The sequence below is a fragment of the Actinomadura scrupuli genome (assembly GCF_050971785.1).
Lineage (GTDB): Bacteria > Actinomycetota > Actinomycetes > Streptosporangiales > Streptosporangiaceae > Actinomadura_E > Actinomadura_E scrupuli.
In genome coordinates this window covers 225309-237426 of sequence record NZ_JBPCCU010000005.1, presented here as the reverse complement: position 1 = coordinate 237426, position 12118 = coordinate 225309, and the positions used below count along the sequence as shown (strand labels likewise).

The 12118-nt window shown below is 67.9% G+C and carries 10 protein-coding genes; 4 read left to right on the top strand and 6 right to left on the bottom strand.

All coding sequences use genetic code 11. The features are described 5' to 3' along the window. Window positions 1-41: 41 nt before the first annotated feature. From ACRYCC_RS23690 to ACRYCC_RS23665, 6 genes are all read right to left on the bottom strand, one after another. Window positions 42-1595 (bottom strand): glycoside hydrolase family 13 protein, encoded by a 1554-nt coding sequence (locus tag ACRYCC_RS23690; protein WP_433815417.1) that lies wholly within the window; start codon window positions 1593-1595, stop codon window positions 42-44. Between the two features lie 91 nt (window positions 1596-1686). Next, a complete protein-coding gene (locus ACRYCC_RS23685; protein WP_433815415.1) occupies window positions 1687-2664 on the bottom strand; it encodes a carbohydrate ABC transporter permease in 978 nt (325 codons plus the stop codon). A gap of 9 nt (window positions 2665-2673) precedes the next feature. Continuing rightward, window positions 2674-3615, bottom strand: a complete 942-nt coding sequence (locus tag ACRYCC_RS23680; protein ID WP_433815413.1) for a carbohydrate ABC transporter permease — start codon at window positions 3613-3615, stop codon at window positions 2674-2676. Window positions 3616-3696: 81 nt separating this feature from the next. Then, window positions 3697-5082 (bottom strand): ABC transporter substrate-binding protein, encoded by a 1386-nt coding sequence (locus ACRYCC_RS23675; RefSeq protein WP_433815412.1) that lies wholly within the window; start codon window positions 5080-5082, stop codon window positions 3697-3699. Between the two features lie 381 nt (window positions 5083-5463). Then, the gene (locus ACRYCC_RS23670; protein WP_433815410.1) at window positions 5464-6510 is read right to left on the bottom strand and encodes a LacI family DNA-binding transcriptional regulator; all 1047 of its coding nucleotides are present in this window, start codon (window positions 6508-6510) and stop codon (window positions 5464-5466) included. A 75-nt stretch (window positions 6511-6585) separates the two neighbouring features. Continuing rightward, window positions 6586-7608, bottom strand: a complete 1023-nt coding sequence (locus ACRYCC_RS23665) for an alpha/beta hydrolase (RefSeq protein ID WP_433815408.1) — start codon at window positions 7606-7608, stop codon at window positions 6586-6588. Window positions 7609-8210: 602 nt separating this feature from the next. Between ACRYCC_RS23665 and ACRYCC_RS23660 the strand changes: the two genes are divergently transcribed. The 4 genes from ACRYCC_RS23660 to ACRYCC_RS23645 are packed head-to-tail and all read left to right on the top strand — an operon-like array spanning window position 8211 to window position 12114. Beyond that, a complete protein-coding gene (locus ACRYCC_RS23660; RefSeq protein ID WP_433815407.1) occupies window positions 8211-9026 on the top strand; it encodes an MlaE family ABC transporter permease in 816 nt (271 codons plus the stop codon). 12 nt (window positions 9027-9038) lie between these two features. Next, complete coding sequence (locus ACRYCC_RS23655; protein WP_433815405.1) at window positions 9039-9890, top strand: ABC transporter permease; 852 nt, start codon at window positions 9039-9041, stop codon at window positions 9888-9890. After that, window positions 9887-10945: an MlaD family protein gene (locus tag ACRYCC_RS23650; protein WP_433815403.1), complete on the top strand. Its 1059-nt coding sequence runs from the start codon at window positions 9887-9889 to the stop codon at window positions 10943-10945. Before ACRYCC_RS23655 ends, ACRYCC_RS23650 begins: the two co-directional genes overlap by 4 nt. Then, entirely contained in the window at window positions 10942-12114 is a 1173-nt protein-coding gene (locus ACRYCC_RS23645) for an MCE family protein (RefSeq protein WP_433815402.1), read from the top strand. The genes ACRYCC_RS23650 and ACRYCC_RS23645 overlap by 4 nt, the downstream gene beginning before the upstream one ends. The last annotated feature ends 4 nt before the right edge of the window (window positions 12115-12118 follow it).

Below are 12118 nucleotides of genomic sequence, written 5' to 3'. Positions count from 1 at the left end.
ACGCGGCCGCTGGTCACCCCGGATCGCCGCCGATCGCCGGGTCAGACCAGCCAGACGGCGGTGTCCGGCGGCAGGGCGTCCCCCTCCAGCGGACCGCTGGACAGCAGTACGCTCTCGTGCGGCGGCAGCGGCACCGCTCCGGATCCGAGGTTGACCACGCAGGTCAGCCCGGTGTCGCGGAGAAAGGCGAGCACGTCGTCACCCTGCGGCAGCCAGGTGAGCGTGCCGTCACCGAGCCGGTCGCCGCGGATGCGCAGCGCCTCCCGGTAGAGACCGAGCATCGAGCCCTCCACCGCCCGCTGCGACTCGACCGTCAGGTGCCCCCAGTCCGCCGGCTGCGGCAACCAGGGCGTACCGCTGCTGTAGCCGTAGGGCGGCCGGTCCCCCGACCAGGGCAGCGGCACCCGGCAGCCGTCGCGGCCCCGGTCGGTGTGCCCGGAGCGCGACCAGATCGGATCCTCCAGCAGCTCGTCGGGCAGGTCCTCCACCTCGGGCAGGCCGAGTTCCTCCCCCTGGTAGATGTAGGCGCCGCCGGGCAACGCCAGCGAGAGCAGCGCCGCGGCCCGCGCCCGGCGGGTGCCCAGTGCCAGGTCCGAGGGCATCCCGTGCTTGCGGTCGCCGTGGTCGAACGAGGTGTCCGCCCGGCCGTACCGCGTCACCGGGCGGGTCACGTCGTGGTTGGAGAGCACCCAGGTGGGCGGGGCCCCGTGCGGAGCATGCGTGGCCAGCGTCGTGTCGATCACGTTCCGGAGCGCGGGAGCGTTCCAAGGGCAGGCCAGGAAGTCGAAGTTGAACGCCGTGTGCAGCTCGTCCGGCCGCAGGTAACGGACGAAGCGCTCGTGGTCGGGCAGCCAGATCTCGCCGATCAGGATGCGGTCCGGGTACTCGTCGCAGACCCGCCGCCACTCGCGGTAGACCTCGTGCACCCCGTCCCGGTCGGTGTAGGGGTCGAGACCGTCGGGCTCGGCGTCCGGATCCTTGATCAGCACGGCGGCGGAGTCGATCCGTATCCCGTCGACGCCCCGGTCGAACCAGAACCGCAGGACGTCGAGGAACTCCTCGTGGACGGCCCGGTCGCCCCAGTTGAAGTCCGGCTGCTCGGGAGCGAACAGGTGGAGATACCACTCGCCGTCGGGCACCTTGGTCCAGGCGGGGCCGCCGAAGATGGACTGCCAGTCGTTGGGCGGGCCGTCGCCGTCGCCGGGCCGGAACCAGAACCGGTCCCGGGCCGGCGACCCCGGCCCCGCCGCCAGCGCCTCCTGGAACCACACGTGCCGGTCCGAGCAGTGGTTCGGCACCACATCAACGATGATCTTGATGCCGAGGTCGTGCGCCTCCTGGATGAGCTTCTCAGCCTCCCCGAGCGTGCCGAAGGCCGGCTCGATGTCGCGGTAGTCGGCGACGTCGTAGCCGCCGTCCGACATCGGCGACGGATACCAGGGGTTGAGCCAGAGGGCGTTGACGCCGAGCTCGGCCAGGTACGGCAGCCGGCTCCGGAGCCCCGCCAGGTCGCCGCATCCGTCTCCGTTGCCGTCGGCGAAACTCCGCAGGTAGACCTGGTAGATCGCGGCTCCCCGCCACCACGTTTCGTGCATGCTCGGATATCTCCTTCAGTGCGAAATGTTCGCGGTCCATGGCTTCACGGTGAAGCCCGGGGTGGTGTGCGCGCTCGTGCCGTCCGGGGGGTCAGCCCTTGAGGCCGCCCGCGGTGAGGCCGGCCATGATGTTGCGCTGGAAGACGAAGAAGACGACGACCGCGGGAAGGCTCGCGATCACCAGGGCGGCGATGAGGACGTTCTGCGGCAGCTGCTGGGAGAGCTGGGTGATGGCCACGCTCACCGGCATCTTGCCGGTGTCGGGCATCACCAGCAGTGGCCACACGAAGTCCTTCCAGACGTTGACCACCGCGAAGATGGACACGACACCGATGATCGGCCGGGAGACCGGCAGGACGATCGACCAGAGGATGCGCACCGAGGACGCGCCGTCGATGGCCGCCGCCTCGAGCAGCTCCGTGGGGATCGAGTCGAAGAAGCGTTTCAGCAGGAAGATGTTGAACCCGTTGGCGGCGGCCGGCAGCCAGATCGCCCACGGCGTGTTCAGCAGGTTCAGATGGAAGATCGGAAGATCCCGTACGGTCAGGTACGCGGGCAGCAGCAGCACCGTGGGCGGGATCATCAGGGTGAGCAGCATCCCGCCGAGGATCAGCTTGCCGAACATCGGCCTCAGCTTGGAGAGCGCGTAGGCGGCGCTGACGTCGACGGCGAGTTGGAGGAGCCAGGCGCCCAGCGCGTAGACGAAGCTGTTGAAGATGTAGCGCCCCAGGTCCATCTGGTTCCATGCCGTCTTGTACACCTCCGGATGCGGATCCTTGGGGAACAGCGTCGGCGGCAACTGTGCCAGCTCACCGGAGGACTTCAGCGCACCGGTGACCATCCAGTACAGCGGGAAGACGAACACCAGGGTGAACAGGACGAGCACGAAGGTCAGCACGGACCAGTAGGCGATCCGGCCCCCGCGGGTCCGCATCTGGTGCGGCGAGACCAGGGTGCGCTGCCCCGCCGGCCGTGCCCGGCGTTCCCGGCGGGGTCTCCGGCCCGGCCGCGGGCCGGGACCCGAGGGGACGCCCGCCGGGCGGACCGGCTGATCGAGGACGTTCGACATCGAGTGCTCCTAGCCTCGGAGCCGGACGGGCCGGCCGACCTGGTCGTCACGGGAGAGACGCAGGTAGATCGCGGAGAACACGATCAGGACCAGCATCAGCATCAGCCCGAGGGCGCCGCCTCCGCCGTAGTTGTTGAAGTTGAACGCGTACTGGTACATCAGGTAGACGACGCTGACCGTCGAGTTCTCCGGGCCGCCGCCGGTCAGCAGGTACGGCTCGATGAACACCTGCATGGTCGCGATGATCTGCAGCAGCAGCATGACCAGCAGGATCAGCCGGGTCTGCGGGATCGTGACATGCCAGATCCGCTTGAACAGCCCCGCTCCGTCCAGCTCCGCGGCCTCGTACAGCTCGCCGGGCACGGTCTGCAGGGCGGCCAGGTAGATCAGGGTGCCGCTGCCCATGTTCATCCAGGTGGAGACGATGACCAGCGAGATCAGCGCCGTACTGCTGGAGTCCAGCCAGCTGAGCGTGGGCAGGTGCGTGAAGCGCAGGATCTCGTTGAACAGCCCGGGGCCCGGGTCGTAGAACCACTTGAAGAGCAGTACCGAGACCGCCGGCGGCAGCATCACCGGCAGGTACACCACGAACCGGAGGTAGCCGCGGGCGTGCCGGAGCTCGTTCAGCACGATCGCCGTGACGAACGGGATCACGTATCCGCACAGCAGCGCCAGCAGGGTGAAGACCGCGGTGTTGCGCCAGGCGGCGCCGAAGGACGGGTCCGCCATCACCCGATCGAAGTTGCGCCACCCCACCCACTTCGTGTCGCCGACGAAGTTGGTCTTCTGGAAACTGAGGATGGCCTGGCGCACGATCGGATACCAGGAGAAGAACGCGAAGCACACCAGTGCCGCACACAGGAATCCGTATGCGGACAGGTTGCGCTGTACGTCGCGGCGGCGGCGCGAGGCGGACCGCCCCCGCCTCCCGCTCGAAATCAGAGTGCCCATGCTTCCCATCCCCATCTCAACGGCGCGCCCGCACGGTGATCCGGGGTGCCGGCCCCCTATGGTCGGCACCCCGGATCAGCGTCAGTCGGCGTTGGCGAGAATGCCGTTGACCTTGGTCTCGGCCTGGCTCAGCAGCTTGTCGATGTCGGCGTTCTGGTTGGTGAGCACCGAGGACACCACGCCGTCGAGCACCGCGTAGATCGGCTGGGCCTGGGGCGGCTCGAGCCGGTACTTCAGCGACGGGTCACCGTCGGCGAAGGGCTTGTAGTTCTGCACCGGCATGTTGGAGTTGGCGGTCCGGATCTTCAGCTCCTCCGCGGCGGGCGCGCCGGTGAAGATGTTGGGCTGCGGCAGCCCGACCGGCTGCTTGTCGATCTTCTTCTGCGCCCAGTCGAACTGGCCCTTGCCCGGGGTCAGGTTCTCGAACTCCAGCCAGAGGATGCCGGCCTTGATCTGGTCGGGGGTGGACTTGGGGTTGAACATGTAGCCGTCGCCGCCGATCAGGGTGCCCTGCGCACCCGGCATCGGAGCCAGCCCGTAGTCCTCGTACTTGCCCTGGAACTGGTCGACCAGGGTGGGGATGTTGTCCGGGGCGGACAGGTACATGCCGAGCTTGCCGGAGGCCATCATCGGCTGGACGTCGGAGATCTGCAGCAGTTGCTTGGTGCCCATGCTGTTGTCGGTCCAGCGCATCTGCCGCAGGTTCTCCAGCACCGCCTTGCCCTGCGGGCTGTTGAAGGCCGCCTTCTTGCCGTCCGGCGTGACGACGTCGCCGCCCTGGGAGTAGATGGAGGCGGTGAAGTGCCAGCCGCCCTGGTTGCTGGTGCTGTAGTCGGCGTAACCGACGATGCCGTTGCCGAGGGCGCTGATCTTCTTGGCGGCGGCCTGGATCTCCGGCCAGGTCGCGGGCGGCTTCTCCGGGTCCAGTCCCGCCTGGGTGAACAGCTTGCGGTTGTAGAGCAGGCCCATCGAGTAGTTGGTCTTGGGCAGCCCGTAGACCTTGTCGCCGTCCTTGAAGACGCTGAGCAGCTGCGGCTGGAGGCTGGAGTAGTTCTTCACCCCGCCGACGTACTTGGTGATGTCGGCCGCCTGCCCGTTGGCGATGATGTTCTTCGCGTCGGTGACGAACACGTAGAAGGCGTTCTCCATCTGGCCGCCGGCCAGCTTGGCGGTGAACGTCTTGGGGTCCTCACAGGGGAACGCGTCCTTGCTGACGATCGTGATGTTCGGGTGCAGCTTCTGGAACGCGGCGACGTCGTTGTTCCACTCCCTGCGCAGCGCCACCGAGCTCTTGGGCGGCTGGCAGCCGACCGTGATCGACACCTTGGTGTTCGGGTCGAGGGGGGCGCCGGCGGCGTCACCCTTGCCGGCGCCGCCGCCGGTGTCGCCGCTGTCACTGCCGCAGGCGGCGGTGGTCGTCAGGGCGACGGCTGTGGCACAAAGGATCGCGAGGCTACGGCGTCTCATCAAACGAGTTCCTTCCTGGAGTGGCATCGCGAAGACCACTGGCCGGGACGTTCCGTTCGGGCCCTGACGTCATGACTGTTGCGTCCCGGTAACGAGCGTGCTTCGTGGTTGCGTGAAACATACAGAGACGTTCATCGCATAGCAATAGAACGTCATAGCAACGCAAAATATCGACAGAACGTCTTAAGCGGGCTTCAAATCTTGATCCACACGCCGAATTCCACCCCTCTCCACCTGCGCGGATTCACGCCGGTACGTGGCCGGTCCGGCCGGAGGGGCGATCGCCGGCGGGCATGCGGAAGCGGCTGCCGTGATGAAATCGTGACAAGTACGTCAAGAATGTGCGATAAGCGCACTACGTCTTGCGGGCCCGGCGGTCGGCTACGAGGGTGTGCGGGCCCGGACCGGCGCGGTGGAGCCGCGCACCACCAGCTCCGGCTCGTACAGCAGTTCCTCGGCCATGACGGGGGCGCGGTCGAGCTGGTTGACCAGCAGGGTCACCGCCGCCCGGCCCATCGCCTCGATCGGCTGGCGGACCGTGGTCAGCGGAGGGTGGGTGCAGTTGATGAACGCGGAGTCGTCGAAGCCGACCACGGACACGTCCTCGGGGACCGACATCCCGGCCCGGCGGACCGCGCGGATGGCGCCGAGCGCGAGCGGGTCGCTGGCGCAGATGATCCCGGTGATGCCGTTGGCGATCAGCCGGGTGGTGACCGACTGGCCCCCCTCCGGGGAGAAGAGCGCGTGCTCCACCGCCTTCGGCGGGATCTCGAGCCCCGCCCGCTCCGCCGCCGCGGTGAAGGCGACCAGCTTGCGGCGGGAGGGCATGTGGTCCTCGGGGCCCAGCACCAGGCCGATCCGCTCGTGCCCCAGGGACACCAGATGCCCGAAGGCCTGCTCCACCGCGACCTCGTCGTCGGTGGAGACCCGCGGGAAGTCCAGGTCGTCGCAGGCCGCGTTGACCAGGACCACGGGCAGCCTCAGCTCCAGCAGCCGGAAGTAGTGCTCGTGCGGTGAGTAGGCCTCGGCGTAGTGGCCGCCGGCGAACACCACCCCGGAGACCTGCTGGTCCACCAGCATCTCGACGTAGTCGGCCTCGGAGAGACCCCCCGCGGTGCCCACGCACAGGACGGGGGTGAAACCGCGCTGGGCGAGCGCTCCGCCGATGACCTCGGCCAGCGCGGGGAAGATCGGGTTGCCGAGCTCGGGCAGCACCAGCCCCACCAGCCGGGCCCGCTCACCGCGCAGCTGCGTGGGCCGCTCGTAACCGAGCACGTCCAGGGCGGTCAGCACCGCGGCACGGGTGGCGTCGGAGACCCCCGGCTTGCCGTTGAGGACCCGGCTGACCGTGGCCTCGCTGACACCGACCTTCTTGGCCACTTCAGCGAGCCGACGGGTCTTGGCCACTTCCGCGGGTTGACGGGTCACGGCGCAATGCTACGGCAGATTCACGCAAGCGACGTGCTGCCTGTTGCCTGTTGCCGGGCGTGCGGGCGGGTGGGCTCAGGCGAGGGGCCTGGCGCCGATCGTCGTCATCATCGCCGGCCAGTACCGGTGCATCTCCGGCTGCCAGGCCTCCCAGTTGTGCCAGCCGTTCTCGTAGACGTGCGTGGTGGCGGGGATGCCCAGCTCCTTGAGCCGCGCGATGAAGGAGATCGTCGTGGAGCCGCAGAGCACCTCCTGGAACTGCACCGACTTCTCGTGGCCGGGCTCGGGGCTGTCGTACGGCCCCGGCAGGCCGGTGGTGCCGCTGGAGATGTACAGGCCGGTGCCGCGCAGGTTGTTCGCGAGCTCGTACGGGTCGTGCGCCTTCCAGTTCGCGGTGTCGATGCCGGGAATCCCCCAGATGCGGTACGGATCCCCTCCGTCACCGAAGAAGGCGTTCACGAACATGGTCATGGCCGGAATTCCGGGCTGGGTCAGATGGAGCACGCCGCTGGAGGAGACGGCATAGCCGAACATGCCGGGGTGCCGGGCCGCGTAGGTGATGGCACCCGAGGCACCGGAGGAGATGCCCATGACGGCGCGCTTTTTACCGGTCGCGCCGGCCCGGAAGTTGCGTTCCATGAGCTGGAGAACCTCCCGGGTATGGAAGGTCTCCCATTTCGGGGTGCCGCCCTTACCGTAGTTCCACCAGTCGGTGTACGAGCCGTTGTCGCCCTCGGGCATCACGACCATGACGTCGTACTTGGCGGAGACCTCCTCGATGTCGGTGCTGCGGGTCCAGGACACGTAGGTGTCGCGGCCGCCCTGGTAGGCGTAGACCACCGGCCAGGTCCGGGCGGCCGTCTGCGACCAGCCCTTCGGCACCAGCACGCGGACCTGCACACTCTCGGCCAGGGCGGGCGAGGACACGGTCAGGTCGAAGGTCCGGTCGTCCAGCTGCGTCCGCGCGACGATCTTCGCGCCGTCGTCCGCCGCGACCAGCTCGGCGCCGGCGGCCTGCGACGCCGGGAACAGCAGCGCCGACATCATCGCCGCGCCCGCGAGACCGCTCACGGCCCGTACCAGTGAACTCCGCCGCATTGCCTCTCCCGATATCTTCCCTGCTCACGACGGCTCCCCCGGACCGGCCGCGGCAACTGCTCTCGCATTGACCAGAACCGCTGGATGACGCTATCGGAGCGTAATCCTTTTATCTGTTGAGGGCAGGCAACATTCGCGCCCCGGCGAACTATATATAGGTGACAAATGTAATTGAAAGAGAGGCTTTGAGTAACGAATACCGTTGTACATATAAGACTGATCATCACTCTCTGTGAGCATCTGAGGATATGATATAAAGTATCCCCTCTGGAGAGCCGGCCCTCCCGGAGTGCCGGGGCGGCCCTCCGCACCGAGCCGGGCGGGTGCGCCCGGACCCGGGTCCGGCCCGCCCCGCGGGCGATCCGGCCGCCCGGCGCGGGGCTGGAGGCTGCGGAAAACTACCTAGCGCTTGATTGTTTTTTTGGCCAGAACATTCCCCTGACAGGCTTCGTTCCAATACAGTGCCCCTTCATGCGTAGTCGTACGGATACCGGCGGCTTTGGCATGACCGCAGCGCCCGGACCACCCCGACGGGCGCGCGGATTCCGTGAGTAGGAGGTCCGGATGGCCAGACCGTCTGCCCCCAGAGCGAGCTGCGCCCGATGGCCTTGAGCGCGACCCGGGGGGCCGCCGCCGGCGCGGACTTCGTACGGCAGCGCGCCGGGTCGATGACCTACCAGACCGGCACCCTGTTCATCACCGGCATCGAGGGCTTCCGTAAGTCCTGGAACGTCCGCCAGTGGTGGGGCGAGTTCGTCGAGCAGTGCGCCTTCCTGGCCGGCGTCACCGCCCTGCCGGTGATGCTCATCGCGCTGCCGCTGGGCGGGACCATCTCACTGCAGGTGGGCCAGATCGTCCGGCAGATCGGCGCGCAGTCCGGCACCGGCGCCACGGTCGTGCAGGCGATGGTGACCCAGGTGGCACCGGTCGCCGCGGCGCTGCTGATCTCCGGGGCCGGCGGGTCCGCGATGGCCTCGGATATGGGCTCGCGGCGCATCCGCGACGAGCTCGACGCCATGGAGGTGCTGGGCATCAACTCGGTGCACCGGCTGGTCACCCCGCGGCTCTGGGCGGCCAGCACCATCGGGGTGCTGCTCTGCTCACTGATCATCCTGTCCGGCGTGATCGGCGGCTACTTCTTCAACGTCGTGCAGCAGGGCGTCACCCCCGGCTCGTACTTCGACGGGGCGACCTCGCTGCTGCGCATGCACGACCTGCTGGCCACCCTGTTCAAGGCGTGGGTGTTCGGTTTCATCGCGGCGGCGGTCGCCTGCTGGAAGGGCATGAACTGTGACTACGGGCCGAGCGGTGTCGGGCGAGCGGTGAACCAGGCCGCGGTGATAGCCGCGATGCTGGTGTTCGCGGCGAACTACGTGATCTCGACGCTGGACTACGCCCTCTTTCCTCCCCGGATTTGAGAGGAGGATCCGATGGTCGCCATCTCCCCCGTCCGCAGGATCGGCCGCGCGGTCCGCAGCCGTGCCTCCTACGCGACGGGCACCTCCGAATTCTTGATCTTCACGGGACGGGTGATCTATCACCTGTTCACCGACATCCTGCGCGGCAAGTACCTCAAGACGGTGCTGCGCCAGGTCAGCGACATCGTCGCCGGCGTGGGCGCGGTGGTGGTCGGCCTCGGCATGGTGTTCGTGATCTTCTTCATGTCCTTCTTCACCGGCACCACGGTCGGCCTCCAGGCGGTGCCCGGGCTGCAGCGCCTGGGCGTCCAGTCGCTGGCCGGTCTCATCGCCAGCTACGCCAACGTCCGCGAGATCACCCCGATCATCGCCGGAGTGGCACTGATCTTCCAGCTCGGGGCCGCCTTCACCGCCGAGATCGGCGCGATGCGGATCTCGGAGGAGATCGACGCCCTGGAGGTCATGGGCATCAACTCGCTGGCCTACCTGGTCTGCACCCGGGTGGTGGCCACGCTGATGGCGCTGATCCCGCTGTACCTCATCGCGCTCTTCGCCAGCTTCTTCGCCACCCGGCTGATCTCGGTGCAGTTCTTCGGGGTCTCCCCCGGCATCTACGACTATTACTTCAATCTCTATCTGCCGCCCATAGACGTCTTCTACAGTGTCGTCAAGGTGATCGTTTTCTCCTTCATCATCGTGATCATCCACTGTTACCGGGGCTTCTACGCGGTGGGTGGCCCGGTGGGCGTCGGGGTCGCCACCGGCAGGGCCATCCGTGAGTCGATGGTGACGATCATCATGGTCAACCTGCTGCTGTCGTACATCTTCTGGGGACACGGCGGGACGGTGAGTCTGACCGGATGATGAACTCAGATCTGTCGCCGCGCTCGCGCCGGCTGTTCCGGCTCATCGGGGCCGGCGCGGTGGCCGCGGGCGTGGTGGCCTCCTACCTGGGCGTGCAGGCCGGGCATCCGGGCTCCACCTACCTGGTCGCGACCTTCGGGCGGGCCGGCCAGGGCCTGGACGACCAGTCGGACGTGAAGATCCGCGGGATCAACGTCGGCAACGTGTCCTCGGTGAAGCTGACCAAGGAGGGCAAGGTCCGGGTCAGGATCCGGCTCAACCGCGGGATCAAGGCACCGCAGAGCACCGTGGCCGTCATCGAGCCGCTGTCGGTGTTCGGGCCCAAGTTCGTGAACCTCGAGCCCGGCAGCGGTGAGAACGTCGGCCCGTACCTCGCCGACGGCGGGGTGATCGGCCAGACCCGGGACCCCCAGGAGCTCAGCGACATCGCCGAGCCGACCTACAACCTGCTGGGCGCGGTCGACCCGGCCGATCTCACCACCCTCCTGCAGACCTTCTCCAGCGGTCTCAACGGGCGGGGCCCGCAACTGGCCGCCACGATCGACAACGCCGCCAAGCTGCTGGACCTGTCCGAACGCAACAGTGGCAACCTCAAGACCCTGATCGGCAACGGCAGGATCCTCAGCGCGACCCTCGGCGACCGCGGCGGGCAGATCGTGAACCTGGCCCGCGACGTCAACACCCTGACCCCCGTGCTGTCGGAGGACCCCGCCCGGCTGTCGGCACTGCTGACCCAGGGCGGCCAGGTCTCGCAACGGGTCTCCGCGATCCTGGCGTCCAGCCCCAAGGCACCGGGCACGATCATCGACCGGCTCCTGCCCGCCCTCGACATCTCCTATCAGGGCAGGGCGAACACTCCCGAGCTCATCAGCGGGGTCGGCGGGTTCTTCAACCAGACCGCCGGAATCCTCCAGGTCCCCGGCCCGCACGGCACCCTGCTCGGCACCGAGACGGTGCACATCTATCTCAACGACCCGGTCTGCACCTTCGTCCTGGACCTCTGCCACCCCTATCCCAAGCCACTGCCCTACCCGAAGATCGGAGGCAGGAAATGACCCGGGCCGCTCCCCGCGCGCACCGCGGGCCGGGCCGCTGGGCCGACCTGCGCCGCCCACGTCTGCGGGCGCGACGCGGGCCGGGGCGCAAGGCCGCGCTCAGGTTCCTGGCCTTCGCCATCGTGACGGTCAGCCTCACCGTCTACATGGGCTTCAAGATCATCGGTAGTGGTTACGGCAGCAGCTACGGCCTCGTGGCGAGCTTCGACAACGTCGCCGGGCTGAAGGAGGGGGATCTGGTCAAGGTCGCCGGCGCTCCGGTCGGCCGGGTCGAGGAGGTCAAGGTCGTCCTCGGCAAGGCGCAGGTCAAGCTGTCGGTTTCCAAGTCCATCGAGATGCCCACCGACTCCGAGGCCGTCATCCGGTGGCGCAACCTCATCGGCCAGCGTGAGGTGTACCTGCAGCCCGGCCAGAGCGGCGACACCCTGGGCCCGGGGGGCCGGATCACCCGTACCCAGTCCACCGTCGACCTCGGCGCAGTGATCAACAGCCTCGGCCCGCTGACCGGCAGCCTCGACCCGGACCAGATCAACCAGATCCTCGACACCTTCTCGGTCGCGCTCAACGGCAACCAGGGCAACATCAACCAGATCATCGGCAACCTGAGCCTGCTGCTCACCACGTTCGGCGACCGCACCGCGACCATCGACCAGATGATCAAGGACTACAAGACGGTCACCGACACGATCGCCCAGCGCGACCTGGAGATCGCCCAGACCGTGCAGAACCTGCAGACGCTCACCCAGGCGTTCGCGGCCAGCAACGGAACGCTGTCGGACGCGCTGGTACAGCTGGGCCGCTTCAGCGGCAATCTCGAGTCGGTGACCCGCGGCAACGCCGGGCAGATCGGCACGATCATCAGCAACACCCGCGATCTGATGGAGATCGCGCACAACCGCGTCACCGTGCTCAGCGGGATCATCGCCGGTCTGCCGACGGCTCTGCAGGCCCTGCTGACCACCCAGTCCGGCGGCCACTTCACGCGGACCGCGCTGGTCTGCCTGAACGTCAAGCTGACCCAGAAGTGCCCGTTCACCGAGGTGCTGCCGCCACCGCCCAGCGGGAGCTCGGCGTCGGCGCGCCCGCAGGTCAGCGCCGCGGACCAGGCCACCTTCAGCAGGCTCGCGTCGCTGCTGCTCATGAGCAGTGTCACCTCTGGAGGCCGATGATGCC